This window comes from Methanosarcina sp. 2.H.A.1B.4, assembly GCF_000979385.1.
GTDB lineage: Archaea > Halobacteriota > Methanosarcinia > Methanosarcinales > Methanosarcinaceae > Methanosarcina.
The window spans coordinates 1-14,213 of sequence record NZ_JJOV01000065.1 but is presented as its reverse complement, the minus strand read 5'-3'; the positions used below and the strand labels follow the sequence as shown (position 1 = coordinate 14,213).

14 protein-coding genes are annotated in these 14,213 nt (G+C 44.4%); 3 read left to right on the top strand and 11 right to left on the bottom strand.

Going from position 1 to position 14,213, the window contains the following annotated elements:
- Window positions 1-139: 139 nt before the first annotated feature.
- Window positions 140-1,036, bottom strand: a complete 897-nt coding sequence (locus EO92_RS10265; RefSeq protein WP_048171376.1) for a carbohydrate kinase — start codon at window positions 1,034-1,036, stop codon at window positions 140-142.
- Window positions 1,037-1,172: 136 nt separating this feature from the next.
- Complete coding sequence (locus EO92_RS10260) at window positions 1,173-1,781, bottom strand: uracil-DNA glycosylase family protein (protein ID WP_235283289.1); 609 nt, start codon at window positions 1,779-1,781, stop codon at window positions 1,173-1,175.
- Window positions 1,782-1,932: 151 nt separating this feature from the next.
- Here EO92_RS10260 and EO92_RS10255 point away from each other — a divergent pair, with 151 nt between their 5' ends.
- Window positions 1,933-3,321, top strand: coding sequence for an MATE family efflux transporter (locus tag EO92_RS10255; RefSeq protein WP_048162564.1), 1,389 nt, complete (start codon window positions 1,933-1,935; stop codon window positions 3,319-3,321).
- Between the two features lie 51 nt (window positions 3,322-3,372).
- Here EO92_RS10255 and EO92_RS10250 read toward each other — a convergent pair whose 3' ends face one another.
- The 3 genes from EO92_RS10250 to EO92_RS18545 all read right to left on the bottom strand — a co-directional run bounded on the left by EO92_RS10250 (window position 3,373) and on the right by EO92_RS18545 (window position 4,549).
- Window positions 3,373-3,765, bottom strand: coding sequence for a VOC family protein (locus tag EO92_RS10250; protein ID WP_048135442.1), 393 nt, complete (start codon window positions 3,763-3,765; stop codon window positions 3,373-3,375).
- A gap of 197 nt (window positions 3,766-3,962) precedes the next feature.
- On the bottom strand, window positions 3,963-4,307 hold the full coding sequence (locus EO92_RS18550; RefSeq protein WP_235283288.1) for a phosphatase PAP2 family protein: 345 nt from the start codon (window positions 4,305-4,307) through the stop codon (window positions 3,963-3,965).
- A complete protein-coding gene (locus EO92_RS18545) occupies window positions 4,235-4,549 on the bottom strand; it encodes a hypothetical protein (RefSeq protein ID WP_235283292.1) in 315 nt (104 codons plus the stop codon). The genes EO92_RS18550 and EO92_RS18545 overlap by 73 nt, the downstream gene beginning before the upstream one ends.
- 210 nt (window positions 4,550-4,759) lie before the next feature.
- Between EO92_RS18545 and EO92_RS10240 the strand changes: the two genes are divergently transcribed.
- The gene (locus EO92_RS10240; RefSeq protein WP_156165786.1) at window positions 4,760-5,086 is read left to right on the top strand and encodes a DUF3303 domain-containing protein; all 327 of its coding nucleotides are present in this window, start codon (window positions 4,760-4,762) and stop codon (window positions 5,084-5,086) included.
- A 947-nt stretch (window positions 5,087-6,033) separates the two neighbouring features.
- Here the strand turns inward: EO92_RS10240 and EO92_RS10235 are convergent.
- The 6 genes from EO92_RS10235 to EO92_RS10210 form a co-directional block, all read right to left on the bottom strand.
- A complete protein-coding gene (locus EO92_RS10235) occupies window positions 6,034-7,479 on the bottom strand; it encodes a 2-oxoacid:acceptor oxidoreductase family protein (RefSeq protein WP_048171374.1) in 1,446 nt (481 codons plus the stop codon).
- Window positions 7,480-7,481: 2 nt separating this feature from the next.
- Complete coding sequence (locus EO92_RS10230; protein WP_048133865.1) at window positions 7,482-8,537, bottom strand: 3-methyl-2-oxobutanoate dehydrogenase subunit VorB; 1,056 nt, start codon at window positions 8,535-8,537, stop codon at window positions 7,482-7,484.
- Between the two features lie 22 nt (window positions 8,538-8,559).
- Complete coding sequence (locus EO92_RS10225) at window positions 8,560-8,808, bottom strand: ferredoxin family protein (protein WP_048140924.1); 249 nt, start codon at window positions 8,806-8,808, stop codon at window positions 8,560-8,562.
- A 14-nt stretch (window positions 8,809-8,822) separates the two neighbouring features.
- A complete protein-coding gene (locus EO92_RS10220) occupies window positions 8,823-9,041 on the bottom strand; it encodes a hypothetical protein (RefSeq protein WP_048171372.1) in 219 nt (72 codons plus the stop codon).
- A 141-nt stretch (window positions 9,042-9,182) separates the two neighbouring features.
- Window positions 9,183-10,856, bottom strand: a complete 1,674-nt coding sequence (locus EO92_RS10215) for an AMP-binding protein (RefSeq protein ID WP_048171369.1) — start codon at window positions 10,854-10,856, stop codon at window positions 9,183-9,185.
- 177 nt (window positions 10,857-11,033) lie between these two features.
- Window positions 11,034-11,588 carry a helix-turn-helix domain-containing protein gene (locus EO92_RS10210; RefSeq protein ID WP_048133858.1) on the bottom strand — a complete coding sequence of 185 codons (555 nt, stop codon included), beginning with the start codon at window positions 11,586-11,588 and terminating at the stop codon, window positions 11,034-11,036.
- A gap of 749 nt (window positions 11,589-12,337) precedes the next feature.
- On the opposite strand from EO92_RS10210, the gene EO92_RS10205 reads away from it, so the two are divergent.
- On the top strand, window positions 12,338-14,068 hold the full coding sequence (locus EO92_RS10205) for a PKD domain-containing protein (RefSeq protein ID WP_235283287.1): 1,731 nt from the start codon (window positions 12,338-12,340) through the stop codon (window positions 14,066-14,068).
- Window positions 14,069-14,213: the final 145 nt, after the last annotated feature.

Here is a 14,213-nt window from a genome sequence, read left to right as displayed (position 1 = left end):
ACCCCGTAGCGTACAATAAATTTGAGTTACCTATATCCCGCCTGTCTTGTGCAAGGGATGGAATTTGAACCCACGAAATCTTTCTATGTATTTTTTCTATTTCAATTCCGGAGGCTTGCAAGAAAGAAGATTTCCTTTCTCACTCTAAAATTCCCAGCTCTTTCCTAAGTTCTTCCGAATACTCCGGCACCGCCCCCGGTTTTGATGCTACATAAGTCCCAAGCATGCTGGCAACTGAAGCGGCTTTTGAAACTCCGTACCCTGAAAGAAAGGTATACAGGAATCCGGCAGAAAAAGCATCTCCTGCTCCAACAGTATCCGCAACTTCTATGGGTGTGGTTTTTATTCCCTCATAGACTCCATCCTGATAGACAGCTGCTCCCTCGGGTCCTTTTGTTATGCAAATTACGGATATTTTCGGGTACCTGTCCGTAAGCAGGCGGCAGAGAGTTCTACAGGCATACGTGGTGCCGAAAAGCATACTGGAAACTTGTGCTGCCTCTTCTTCATTCATTTTGAGGATTGTGCAGTGTTCAAGGGAAGATAAGATCCATTCCTTTCTGTAAAATCCGGCTCTCAGGTTTACATCGTAGAAAAAGTGTTTTGCCTTTATTTCCGAAAGCAGCCTTTTCAGTGTTTTTCTGTTTTCTTCCGACCTCTGGGCAAGGGTTCCGAAGCAGAAAACGTCCCACTCCTCGGCTGCAAGGGCTTCAAATTTCCTTTCATCCGGCGTAATTGCGTCCCAGGCTACGCCTTCATTGATATTAAAAATCGGGATTCCTTCAGCTTGCAGTTCTACGGTTACGGTTCCTGTCTGTCTCTTTTCATCAATCAGGATGTACGAAGTGTCAACTCCCATCTCTTCAGCCCTTGAAAGCAGAATTTTGCCAAGCTCATCCTTTCCGACTGCAGTGAGTACAGCCGGTTTTGCACCCAGTTTTGCAAGGTGGGCTGCAAGGTTTAAGGGGGCGCCGCCTAAGTAGGCTGAGCCTTTGATGATATCGAAGAGGGCTTCCCCGAATGTGAGAATTTTCATGCTTTCGACCTGATTTTGGTTCCTTTGAAGGTTTTGATTCCTCTGGACTTTGATTCCTCTGGACTTTGATTCCTCTGGACTTTGATTCTTCCGGACTTTTGGTCTCTTTGATCACCTGATCAGGCTCAAAGTTTGATCACCTGATCAGACTCAAAGCGGCCGCAATGTCTTCGGCTATCATCTTTCTTTTGCTCTTTTCGATGAAAAAACTGGGGCCTGCTTGCAGGTAAGACGGAAAAGCTCTCTTTCCCCTGAAAAAGTAATCTTTGCCTCGAAGCTTGTAAGTGGACCCGGCGGGAATCACTTTTCCCTCCCCGTTTCTACTGGCAATATAGTTGACGGCTTTGATTGCGACATCTCCCATTAACAGGAAAGCCTCCACTTTCGGAAACAGAGAAAGCTCTTTTTCCAGTATTAACGAACATTCTTTGATAGTGCCTGCCTTTATGCCGTATCCTGTTTTTCCGCACTTCACAGCAGTGGTAAGATAAATACCCATTTTGAGAATATCCCGGATTGAGGAAACGTTCACTCCTGCATCCTTGAATGCCTGCACTGTGGTCTGCTCAAACAGGGAATTTTCACCTGCATAGTAATAATCGTCGGGATTTTCGGAGGCAGCCTCTGAGATAAGCACTATAGAGATATCCTCGGGGTTCAGGTCTATGTCCGGAATGATGTAATTCTCATGCTTTACATCTGCACAGGGAAACTCCCTGCATCCCACACATTTGCTCATCTGCATTTCTCGTCTCCTTTCTTTCTCTTCCTTTTCCTTCGCCCTTTTATCTTTTATTTTATTACAAAACTGCTTTATACCTTTCCTGCTTACGGGAGACTCTATAAATTGTCATTTAAAAGATCCGCCAATTCACCGATTATAGGGGATGCTCAGCATGAAGGAACACAGCGAGTTCTTAGGTACTGAAAAAATAGGGAAACTTCTTTTCAGGCTTTCAGCCCCTTCAATCATAGGGATGCTTGTTTACGCTTTTTACAACATAGTAGACACGATCTTCGTTGGCAGGGCTCTCGGGGAAGAAAGCGTTCCTGGAATTGGTGGGCTGGTGATAGCTTTTCCAATCCATATGCTCGCAATGGGGATTGCAATAGGGCTCGGGGTAGGAGGAGCTTCAATTATTTCAAGGTCTCTGGGGTCAAAAGAGCCACATAAAGCTGAAAAAGCGCTTGGGACCGTGTTTTTTCTGGGAATTTTCCTTGGGCTTGCCTACTCGCTTGCAGGGCTTGCCTTTCTTGAGCCTTTACTAAAACTCTTTGGGGCAACGCCTAACATTATGCCCTATGCGAAGGCTTACCTTGAAATCATAATGGCAGGCTCGGTTGTCTTTACTCTCGGGATTGCAACCGAAGACCTTGTAAGAGCCGAAGGCAACGCCCGCTATGCAATGTTCGGAATGCTCCTGGGGGCCGGCCTGAACATTCTGCTTGACCCTATCTTCATCTTCGGGTTTGACCTGGGGGTCAGGGGAGCTGCTATTGCAACCATACTTGCCCAGCTTGCATCCACGGTCTTCCTGCTGCGCTACTTCCTTGCCGGAAAAAGTTCAGTTACCTTCAAACCAAAGCTGCTGATCCCAAGCTCTGCAATCTCAAAAGAAGTAATAGCAATAGGCATCGGTCCTTTCATTGTTGAAGCTTCAAATAGTGTCATGATGATTTTTGTAAATAATGCCCTTGTAACTTACGGAGGAGACGTTTCCATTGCAGCCTTCGGGATCATTCACCGCCTGCTCCTGCTCATCTTCCTGCCAATGCTCGGGATCTCTTTCGGCCTCCAGCCCATTGTAGGCTATAACTTCGGCGCAAAACAGTTCTCAAGAGTGGTCGAATCGGTTAAGGTCGCCCTGAAAGTCAGCACTCTCTTCTCTCTCCCGGGTTTTCTGGTCATGTTCCTCTTTCCTGCCCCTATCATCCATATCTTCAGCCCTGATCCTGAACTCACAGCCGTAGGAGCCGAAGCCATGCGGATCGTTGTGCTTATCCTGCCTTTCATAGGTTTCCAGCTCGTAGGCGCAACCGTGTTCCAGGCCCTTGGAAAACCGAGGCCAGCTTTTATTATATCGCTTGCAAGACAGCTCCTTTTCCTGCTGCCTCTTGTGCTGGTCCTGCCGAGATTTTACGGACTGGCCGGAGTCTGGGCTGCGTTTCCCATTTCGGATTTTCTGGCTTGCGTGCTGGCTGCAGGGTTGCTGGGGAGAGAGTACCGGAAGTTTAAGAAGAAGGAAAAGAAGAGAGAAAAGCTTCAAATTGGGCTGGGAAAGTGAGGCTCGATCTGATAAGAGGTCTTGATAAATAAGAAAAAAGTAAAGAAAAGGTTATCTGGCACTCATGTCAGGCTGCATTATCCCGAATATATTTTTTTCTGTGTCGAGACAATATGCAAGCCAGCCTATGCCGGGTATGGGTCTCTTTTCCATAGTCACTTTGCCACCGTGCTTCTGTATTTGATTCAGGTATTTATCAATGTCCGGGACGTCTATTGTGCAGATATAGGTGCTTATCGGAGTGTCTACTCCCGGTTCTCCGACCTGCCTTCTCATCAAACCCCCATCGATTCCTGGGTCTTCTTGTTTACCGGTTGTTATGCTCCAGTATTCCATGGGACCTTCCCACTTCTCTATCTGCCAGCCGAAAACATTCTCGTAGAACTTTTTTGCCCTTTCAATATCTTCTGCGTGTATTTCGAAATGAACTACTCTTGGCGTGATAATTACCCCCTGTTATAATTAGATAGTTTGGATGGTATTTATACATTAATTTAGGCTTTGCTTTTTTAGACATTTAATTTTCTCTATTTGATGGGGAAGGGGCACAGGAAGTTTGGGCATTTTGAGGATAAGAAAGTTAGGGGTTTTTGGGTTTTTAAAAAAGGATTTGAAGAACTTTCCAGCTTCTTAAACAACTATTACGACGTTTTCAAATTGCCTTTTGTGAGCTTCTTCTCAATATTTTCAAAATAGGCAATGAATATGCGATTAATAGGGATCAGATAATTTTTAAGGGCCAGTAATATACTGATCGAAACTAAAGCAACAAGCAGGGAACCATCCATATCCATAGGAAAATGTAGTCCGAAATAAACTCTCGCAAGTCCACTAGTAAACGCAAGAATGAAGAATACAGCACCGCTATGCCTAAAATCTTTGAATGTCAGGAGCATCAACGAAACAGAAATCATTATAGTAGCATGGTCAGATGGAAAGGATGACTCGGCGGCATGCGCGATAAGTAGCGTCCCTGTGGGAACCATAAAGGGTCTCGGGTGAAAATAGAATTGAGTGAGATTAAATTTATTCCCAGGCCGAGAAGGGCTGCATATCCGGCAAACAGAGCCTCCTGCCGATATTTATTTTTTGCAAACCATGTATCTGCAAGATAAATAGCAAAAATACAAATGAGATATTGTGCTGCAAATATCATCGTAGTATCAAGAACAGAGTTCTTTCCGGCCATATCATTGATGATATGAACTAATGTAAGATCCGGGCCCATTATCACAAAGCTCAGTTTAAATCATATAAATTTAGCTCTATTGTTTTATGCCATTAATTGATTTCTGGTCGTCCAAATACACGATTTATTTTCTGTTAAACTATGTGTATTTCATCTCCCTCAAAAATTTTTCCCTAAATACAAAATCGATATAGCTATATATAACGTCTTCCACATCAAAAATATATTAATACCTGCTCTAATAAGGAAATGAAAAACATGCTTTTATTGGACATAACAACATTTGAGCTTGAAAACAGTGTTAAGTTATATGAACGGTGGAAACAGGTGAACAGTAAGGGTTCTCCAAAAGGGCTGAAAGTTGTTAACCAGTGGTTTGAAGCAGGGGGAGGGCGTGTGATCACTATATATGATGTAAAGTCCGTAAAAGATTATACGGCTTACAATTCATTATTTACCGATTTGTGCCGTGTTGACGTCTTCCCTGTTATAGGGGTTGAAGAATTTAATAAATTCACCTCAAAATACATGGACAATTATAGTCAACTAACCAATTATAGTCAACTAACCAATTAATTATACTCTTAATACCCGGTTATAATACCCGGTTATAGTTTCGAATGTAAATATACACTTAAGTCACTCGAAGTATTATAATCACGGCAAACACAGACTTGCGAACAAATTCAATCAAGACTCTATAACCACTGAAGACACTGAAAGACCGTGTCCGTATTTCCTTTATTCCATGTTTTCCGTGCTTTCAGTGGTTCACCTTTTGAGCAATTTCCCAAAAGCGATGGCAAGATAAATGCTCCTTTTTTGAGAATATGTCGGATAAGTCGGTTGTATTAAAATTTTCAATGGCATTAAAAGTTTAATCACAATAAAAATATACTACAAACTTGAAAATTTGAATTAAAAAAGGTTTTTTGGATCGGTTATGATATATATTACCGGGCCGTTATAAAATATAATAGGTTGAGAGTAATAGGGTTTCCTCTCAATCTAGGGTTGGATCGCAGGTAGGGATCTCGAGAATAGGGACTCGAACCCTACCATCTACTTCTAAACTAATTTCGAAACGCATTCTCACTTTTTTATAATGTCTTTATTTTAAATAAACCTTATGACCGTTCCTAAATCTCTGATTTTCTTTAATTAGTACGCTTACCGGCTGTTTACAGTCCTTTATTTCAGCACGCTCCTTTTGAGCTTCTGCTCTACGTAACGAGAAGTTAAAAAAGCATATAAGAAGGTATAAAGAACGACAAAATCAAGCTGGAGAGGTGATGAATTGGGTTTTGCCGTTCTACATAAATTACGACTTTTCACAACTATTTTAATGTTTCCTTTAGCCTTATTACCGGCAAGAAGATTAAGGGCAAAGGTAAAAATACCAATTTTCTTTCTTAATGGCTTAATTCCTTTATAAAAAACATGAAAAAGAGTTTTTGCAGGCGGATTTGACTTATTTTTCCGCCTGCTGTTGCTGAAATATTTTACCTTTGAAATATTTACTTTTATACCTTAACGTTCTCTCTCGCCCACTCTGCACCGGCTTCGAGCACCTGCTGGTTGAACTCGATAACCTTTGGTTTGCCTGCAAAGTTTTCGGCAAGAGCTTCTTTGAAGGCTTCTTCTTCAAGGCCGGTCACGTTCAGGCCCAGAAGGACTCCGAGCATAAAGGAGTTTGCGGCTCTTTCATCGCCTGCTTCTTTGGCTTTTTCGGTTGCCGGGACTGCAACGGCTTTTACGCCTGCGGGAGTCTCGGCTTTGCCTATGGTCGAGTCATAGAGGATAAAGCCTCCTTCTTTTACTGCCCCTTCGAATTTCTCAAGGGAAGGGCGGTTCATGGCTATAAGGATGTCAGGGGTGTAGACCGTAGGAGAACCTATGGACTGGCCTGAAATCACAACCGAACAATTTGAGGTCCCTCCGCGCTGTTCCGGACCATAGGAAGGGAACCACGAAGCATTAAGGTTTGCCTTGACCCCCGCCTGGGCGAGTATGATTCCCATACTCAGGACGCCCTGTCCTCCGAAACCTGCGATCTTGGTCTGGATCGGGGCAAAGTCTGCTCTCAGGGGTTTTTCCTCGGCTCCTGATTCAATCCCGTAAAGTTTTTCCAGGGTCTCCGTTGTGAAGTCGCTTACGCCCCTGTGGAGGGTTTCGGCTTCTGCGGAGTTATCCCTGAAGTTCTTGAGCGGGAATTCCGGTTCCATTTCTTCGTTGATGAACTTTATAGCCTGTTCGGCATCCATCCTTAGATTTGTCGGGCAGGCGGCAAGGACTTCCACAAAGGCATAGCCTTTGCCGTCGCGCTGGATCTCCATAGCTTTCCTGATAGCCTTTCTGGCTTTCCTTATATGGGAGATGTCCGAGACCGAGACCCTTTCGATGAATACCGGGGCTTTCAGGTTGGATATGAGTTCACACATGTGCAGTGGGTAGCCTGCAAAGCGGGGGTCACGGCCTTCGGGGCTGGTGGTGGTCTTTTCTCCTATAAGGGTCGTAGGAGCCATCTGCCCGCCTGTCATGCCGTAGACTGTGTTATTTACGAAAAAGACTGCCAGCTTTTCTCCCCTGTTTGCAGCCTGCAGAGTTTCATTCAGGCCGATTGAAGCAAGATCCCCGTCGCCCTGGTAGGAAATAACCACAGCATTTTCTTCAGCCCTTGAGACGCCTGTCCCTACTGCAGGGGCACGACCGTGGGCAACCTGGATATTGCCTGCATCAAAGTAATAATAAGCAAAGACTGCACAGCCCACAGGACTGATCATAACTGTCCTGTCCTGGATTCCCAGGTCGTCAATCGCTTCAGCGATGAGCTTGTGCAAAACCCCGTGTCCGCAGCCAGGGCAATAGTGGGTGGCTGTTGGAGCTGCCCCTCCTTTGCGGGGGTATTCCGGGTACAGGGCTTTTGGCCTTCTGATAACCTTTTCTCCGTCAATGATTTCGACTGCCATTTTTATGCCTCCCCTGCAACCTTTCTGATTTTGTCCATAATCTGATCGAGGGTAATCAGGTTTCCTCCCATGCGGTTTACCAGTTCCACAGGCTGTGAGCAGCCGATAGCAAGCCTGACATCGTCTATCATCTGCCCATTGCTCATTTCCACAGAGATAAAGGAACATCCCTTATCTGCAAGGGCTTTCAACTGAGCCTCCGGGAACGGGAAAAGAGTCTTTGGCCTGAAAAGCCCTACTTTTATTCCTTCCTGCCTGGCAAGGTCTACGGCTGACCTGCAGATCCTGCTGCTTATGCCGTAAGAGACGAGCACAATTGAGGCATCTTCGGTCATGTATTCCTCGTAGTCTACCTCGTTTTGCTTTATAAGCTCGTACTTTGCCTGCAGCTTCTCATTGAACTTTCCGAGTTCATTGAAGTCCAGGAAGATTGAGGTTATCAGGTTAGCCCTGGTTTCTGCTGTACCGTTGACTGCCCAGCTGGTGTCGGTTTTTGGGACAAGGGCTTTTTCAGGGAACTTCAGGGACTCGATCATCTGCCCGAGCACTCCGTCAGCAAGCACGACTGCAGGGTTCCTGTACTTGAAAGCCAGCTCAAAGGCTTTCATGGTAAAGTCGCACATCTCCTGCACGGAATTGGGGGCAAGTACAATGGTCCTGTAATTTCCGTGCCCTCCACCTTTTACGACCTGGTTGTAGTCAGCCTGTTCAGGCCCGATGTTCCCGAGCCCCGGCCCTGCCCGCATAACGTCCACGAGCACACAGGGCAGTTCTGCGCCTGCAAGGTAAGAAACTCCTTCCTGCATCAGGCTGATTCCAGGCCCTGAAGAGGATGTCATGACTCTGTGTCCGGCCGATGCTCCTCCGTAAACCATGTTGATTGCAGCTTCCTCAGACTCGGCCTGAACAAATTTCCTGCCAATTTTAGGGAAGTAACTGGAAGCATCGTGCAGGATCTCACTTGCCGGAGTAATGGGGTATCCAAAGAAACAGTCACAGCCAGCGTAGAGTGCGCCGACGATTACTGCGGAGTTGCCTTTTATGAGTTGTGTTACCATCTTTTTTCCTCCTTATCCTGCCTTATTCGGCTTCCTCCTTTTTCAGGGGAATATGGATTTCCAGTGCCAGGGGTTCAGGGCAGGTATAGTAGCAGCTCGCACAGCCTGAGCAGCCTTCTCCTTTATACTCTACGTAGTGGTAACCCCGTGCGTTCAGTTCCTCACTCATGAAAAGCACTTCCTTCGGGCAGGCAAGAAGGCAGCGCCCACAGGCCTTGCACTCCAGAATGTTGATAACAGGGTACGGTTCTTTTTTATCATTTTTTTCCATATAGAATCCTCACTCTATTCTTCCAGTCCCTGTTTTTCTCCAGCCGGTATTTTATGGTAGACAGGAGAGCCGATCATTTTTAAGGGGCTTTCTGAATTCTTATATGTTCTTGAATTCTCTTCTGTTTTAATTATAGTATAATCTTGAATTACAGTATCTGTATGAATTACAGTATCTGTATGAATTACAGTATCTGTAAGAGAGTAAATCCGATTGATCTCTTCTTTGAACAAACTTTTCAGGAAAAGGTTAAGGTACTTATTTCTTTCCTTTCGTTTTGCTCTTTTTCTGGCAGAGTATATCTTCAGTCGGGAATATTCCTTTGATTTTTAAATTTGAACTGTATTCCTGCTGTATATATCAGTTTTTATTTTTTATTGTTTTTGATCCTGATCACGGATTTCGACCCTGCGAATTTTCCCGCTGATGGTCTTCGGGAGTTCGGGGACGAATTCCACAATCCGGGGATACTTATAAGGAGCCGTGACATTTTTTACGTGTTTCTGCAGCTCTTTCTTAAGGGCTTCACTCGGCGTGTAGTCCTTTGTCAGCACAATTGTCGCCTTGATGACCTGACCTCTGATCGGGTCCGGAACTCCCGTGATTGCACACTCAAGCACAGCAGGGTGCTGGATAAGGGCGCTTTCCACTTCAAAGGGCCCTACCTTGTATCCTGAGGTCTTGATGATGTCGTCAGCCCTTCCCACAAACCACAGGTATCCGTCTTCATCCATCCAGCCCATATCTCCAGTATGGTAGTAGCCGTCGTGCCAGGTTTCCGCCGTCCTTCCGGGGTCTTTCCCATAGTGTGCAAAGAGCCCTACAGGTTTTCCGTCCTTTGTGTTGATTACGATTTCTCCTTCTTCTCCAATATCGCAGAGCCTGCCTTCCCTGTCCATAAGTTCAATCTTAAACCCGGGAGTGGGCTTTCCGATAGACCCGGGTTTTGGTTCCATCCAGGGGAAGGTCGCAATGGTAACAACGGTTTCAGTCTGCCCGAACCCTTCCATAAGTTTAATTCCGGTGAATTCAAGGAAGCGGTTAAAGACTTCCGGGTTGAGGGGTTCGCCTGCAACGACTGCATACTGCAGAGTACTGAAGTCATAATGGGTGAGGTCTTCTTTTATCAGGAAGCGGTAGATTGTGGGAGGGGCGCAGAAGGTCGTGACTCCATACTTGGAGGCTTTCTCAAGCATGTTTTTAGCTTCAAACCGGTCATAGTCATAGACAAAGACCGCGCAGCCGGCTATCCACTGTCCGTAGAGCTTGCCCCAGACGCATTTACCCCAGCCGCTGTCTGCAACGGTGTAATGCAGCCCGTCATCCTCCACATTCTGCCAGTATTTTGCGGTCAGGATATGTCCGAGGGGGTAGGTGTTGTCATGTTCTACCATTTTTGGAAAACCAGCGGTCCCGGAGGAGAAGTAGGCAAGGCAGATGTCCTCTTTCTTTGTCGCAGCCTCGCCTGTCGGGCGTTCGAAAACCGGGGAAGCTTCCTCAAGCTCCTTTCTGAAATCAATCCAGCCCTCCCGTGCTTCCCCTCCTACTACGGCTTTTTTGAGCGGGATATCCCCACATTCTAAATGGGCTTCATCAACCTGTTCAGGGACATAATCCTCTGATATACAGACAATCATCTTTAATTCGGCTTTTTCGATCCTGTATACGATGTCCCGGGTTTTCAGCATGTGGGTTGCAGGAACAGTAATAGCCCCGAGTTTATGGAGGGCCAGGATGCAGTACCAGAATTCATAACGGCTCTTTAAGGTCAGCATTACATAGTCGCCTTTTCCGATGCCGTGTTTTGCAAAGAAATTTGCAGCCTTATCGCTGTAGTACTTCAGGTCTTTAAAAGTAAAGCTTCTCTCTTCCCCATTGTCATCACACCAGATCATAGCAAGTTTCTCAGGAGAATCTCTTGCATAGGCATCGACCACATCATAGGCAAAGTTGAAGTTTTCAGGAACCAGGATTTTGAAATTTTCCTGGAAATCCTCATAGGATTCAAAATCGGTTTTGGAAACAAATTGGCTCAGCAAGGAAGTCATTCTGGACACCCGTTTTATTTGATATTTTTCTACGTTTTAGTTAGTTATTCAGGCTTCAGGAGGCTGAATTTAATTTTCAAAAAACTCTCTGAGTTTTTTCCTGTATCTCGAATTTTTTATGCGGATTTTGCATGAATTATTCAGGTATGCGTTAATCCGGGTTACATTTAATCCAGGTTACATAATAACTGCCAGGAACTTAGCGGGTTCTCCTCCCAGCGCTTCCATGGCATGTTCATAATTGGAATCAAAATAAATGGAGTCACCTTCATTAAGAGTGATCTCATTATGGTGGATGTAGACCTTCAGGCTTCCCTCAAGCACATAATTGAATTCCTGTCCGGGATGGGAGTTTGTTCCGGGTTTGGTGCCCTCAGGCTTGGGCTCAACCGTAACGATGAAAAATTCTCCTTTTTTGTGGATGAACTTCTCGGCAAGGTTCTGGTACTTGTATTGTTTTCTCCTCTCAACACTTACCCCTTTTCCATCCCTCGTGACTGTAAAAATATTCATGCGAGGCTCTTCTCCTGTAAGAAGTGTAGCCATGTCAACCTGCAGCTTGTGTGCGATCTCAAAAAGGATACTTGCCGGAATATCCTCAGTTCCACTTTCATAATTCTGGTAGGTCTCATTGGGAACCTGCAGAGATTCTGCCATTTTTTCAACCGAGACCTCTGACAGTTCCCGAAGTTCACGGACACGAGATGCTATTTCCTTTATTTTTTCCTGCATAATTGAATCTACTCCAGCTGGGTTTATTTAGGGAATTTAACTTGAAGAATTGCTTAAAAACCTTTGTGTTCCATTCAGGCTTAACGGAATATGTTGGTAGGAAATTTTTCTTCCAGAATCATTGCTAATTATAATTAATATACATTAGCATTCACGGATCTTCAGAGTCATTACTTTTCACCTGAGAAGACAAAACTTGAAATTGTTGAACCGTAGGTAAAATCCGCAGATGTCTTCAAAAACTGATATTTTTCTTTTATCATAGAAGGGCCACAAATACCCCGGGTTTCAGGTGGAGGATAAAATGAACCCTCGCCGGGTTTTCGTCGTATTCATTTTTTCCGATAAAGAACCTCTTCTTTTTAAAAAAAGGTGCCGCTGACATAATCAAGCATTATATTAAGAATCGCAGAGGAAACCGAAAGTAGAGTTTCAATCGTTTATATCAAGGAAATCTAGCCAAAAGAGACTCAACAATTTCTGAGAAACCGGGTGTATGGGCTCAAGCAATTTGATTTTAACTGATATTCTTCATACTTTGTATTCATTTTAATTTTTTATTTGTTCATATTTTAATTTCTTTTGCATAATATTTCATTAAACCAACAATTTTATATCCTTTCCTTATAAAAACTTGTTAAGAAAATTCCTGTATCTCCATGGGGGCTGAAATGGCACAAACACAAACTTTCAGGCGAACCTGCTTTTTACTGGCAATTTTTATTCTGATTTTAGTCTCTGATACTGGAATGGCATCAGAATTTCGTGTTTGGCCGGGAGAATCCATCCAGGATGCAGTAGATGAAGCATTTCCTGGAGATATTATCCTTGTAGAATCCGGAGAATTTAATGAGAGTATCTACGTTAACAAAGATAATTTAACCATAAAGTCAGCCTCCAGAAATCCTGATAATACCCTTATTGCTGGAGAGACCACCGGAAGTTACGTGTTTGAAATAGTTGCCAATAATGTAAAGATCAGCGATTTTTCGATAACCGAAGGCCGATGTGGAGTTTTCCTTAACAAGGCTGAAAACTGTATCATAAGCGGGAACAAAATTTCAAACCAGGAAGCAGGAATTTACCTGTTCGAATCCGGCAATAACCGGTTGAGCAACAATATGGTATATTCAAACCTGGACTGCGGTATCAAACTGGTGGCTTCTTCGAATAATGTTATCAGCGGCAATTACTTCGACAACGCCGAAAATGCCAGGGACAATAAGTTTAATGTCTGGAATGGCAGCACAGGCAATTACTGGAGTGATTATAAAGGAACGGATGAAAACGGAGACGGAATAGGAGATGCAGCATATGCCGTCAACCCTGAAGCCGGCAGTATAGACTACATGCCTTTAATGGAGTATGTTCAGACACCTCCGGTACTACCAAAAGCACGTTTCACTTCAGATGTGACAGAAGGCCCTGCTCCCCTCTCTGTCAAGTTCAAGGATTTTTCCGAAAATGCCACCTCGAGATTGTGGGACTTCGGGGATGGTAAAACCTCAAGTTCTCCGAATCCTCAACATACTTATTCTATAGAGGGAGATTATGTTGTTTCTCTTACTGTCAGCAACGAGAATGATAGTTATTCAGTATCTGTGCCTATAAATGTTCTAAACGCTTCCGAAAAATCCGGCCCCATACTTCCGAAAGCTCAATTCATTTATAACTCCACAGGCGGCCATGTCCCTCTTGTCGTAAAATTTGTTGACATTTCCAAGAACGCAGATTGTGTTACGTGGAACTTCGGGGATGGCAAGACATCCTGCTGTTCGGAACCTGAGCATACCTTCTGCTGTCCCGGGAATTATACAATTTTCCTAACAGCTACAAACGAAAACGGAACCTCTTCGACATCTGTAGTCGTAAATGTCCTGAAAGCTGGCGAGGAAGAGGTTGAGGCTGCCAAAAGTATCTGGAGTTCGGATGGTACGGAAAATTCTGTAAATGCAGGAAGTATCTCTTATGAAAACAATAGGCCTAATGTTGTTAATGAAACAGATACGGGTGCAGTAGAAGACATAGGGGACCTGGATCTTATTTCCAGTAAAGCAAACACAGGTAGTCTGGAAAATTCCATTGCAGGAGATGCAAGCGGTACTTCTGATGAAACCGGTGATGCTGATAATCTTATTAATGCAGAAGGTACTGAAAACTCCGAATCAAAGTCTAACGGCGGAGGCGAGGGGACAGGGAATGCCAGGATTATCCACAGGGAGGAACTTGAGGCTATAAAAGATTCCGTTATCTCCACTGCCAGCTCAAAGTTTCTTACAGAAACTGGCTTGTCCCTGGAAAACGAAACTCTCAAGGTTCAGAAAAACATCGAAGCTTTTGTAGGAGATTCCTTACCAGGGTCTGTAGGGGATTCCTTACCCGAAATGGAGAAGAGAATCGCCCCCTGGCTTCCGTCGTTCCTCGGGCTTGCCGGGATAGTTTTCATGCTTTCCGTTCTGAAAAGAGGCAGAAGAAGGTGAAAGTGATATCTCCTGATTAAGGGAATAGCATTTCCTGATTAAGGGAATAGCATTTCCTGATTAAGGGAATAGCATTTTCTGATAAAGGGAATAGCATTTTCTGATAAAGGGAATAGCATTTTCTGATAAAGGGAATAGCATTTTC

Coding starts and splice junctions, on each gene's coding strand:
- EO92_RS10235 (WP_048171374.1), bottom strand. CDS start 7,479: ATGGCAGTCGAAATCATTGACGGAGAAAAGGTTATCAGAAGGCCAAAA.
- EO92_RS10240 (WP_156165786.1), top strand. CDS start 4,760: ATGAAAAACATGCTTTTATTGGACATAACAACATTTGAGCTTGAAAAC.
- EO92_RS10215 (WP_048171369.1), bottom strand. CDS start 10,856: ATGACTTCCTTGCTGAGCCAATTTGTTTCCAAAACCGATTTTGAATCC.
- EO92_RS10205 (WP_235283287.1), top strand. CDS start 12,338: ATGGCATCAGAATTTCGTGTTTGGCCGGGAGAATCCATCCAGGATGCA.
- EO92_RS18550 (WP_235283288.1), bottom strand. CDS start 4,307: ATGGTTCCCACAGGGACGCTACTTATCGCGCATGCCGCCGAGTCATCC.
- EO92_RS10265 (WP_048171376.1), bottom strand. CDS start 1,036: ATGAAAATTCTCACATTCGGGGAAGCCCTCTTCGATATCATCAAAGGC.
- EO92_RS10255 (WP_048162564.1), top strand. CDS start 1,933: ATGAAGGAACACAGCGAGTTCTTAGGTACTGAAAAAATAGGGAAACTT.
- EO92_RS18545 (WP_235283292.1), bottom strand. CDS start 4,549: ATGGGCCCGGATCTTACATTAGTTCATATCATCAATGATATGGCCGGA.
- EO92_RS10210 (WP_048133858.1), bottom strand. CDS start 11,588: ATGCAGGAAAAAATAAAGGAAATAGCATCTCGTGTCCGTGAACTTCGG.
- EO92_RS10260 (WP_235283289.1), bottom strand. CDS start 1,781: ATGCAGATGAGCAAATGTGTGGGATGCAGGGAGTTTCCCTGTGCAGAT.
- EO92_RS10230 (WP_048133865.1), bottom strand. CDS start 8,537: ATGGTAACACAACTCATAAAAGGCAACTCCGCAGTAATCGTCGGCGCA.
- EO92_RS10225 (WP_048140924.1), bottom strand. CDS start 8,808: ATGGAAAAAAATGATAAAAAAGAACCGTACCCTGTTATCAACATTCTG.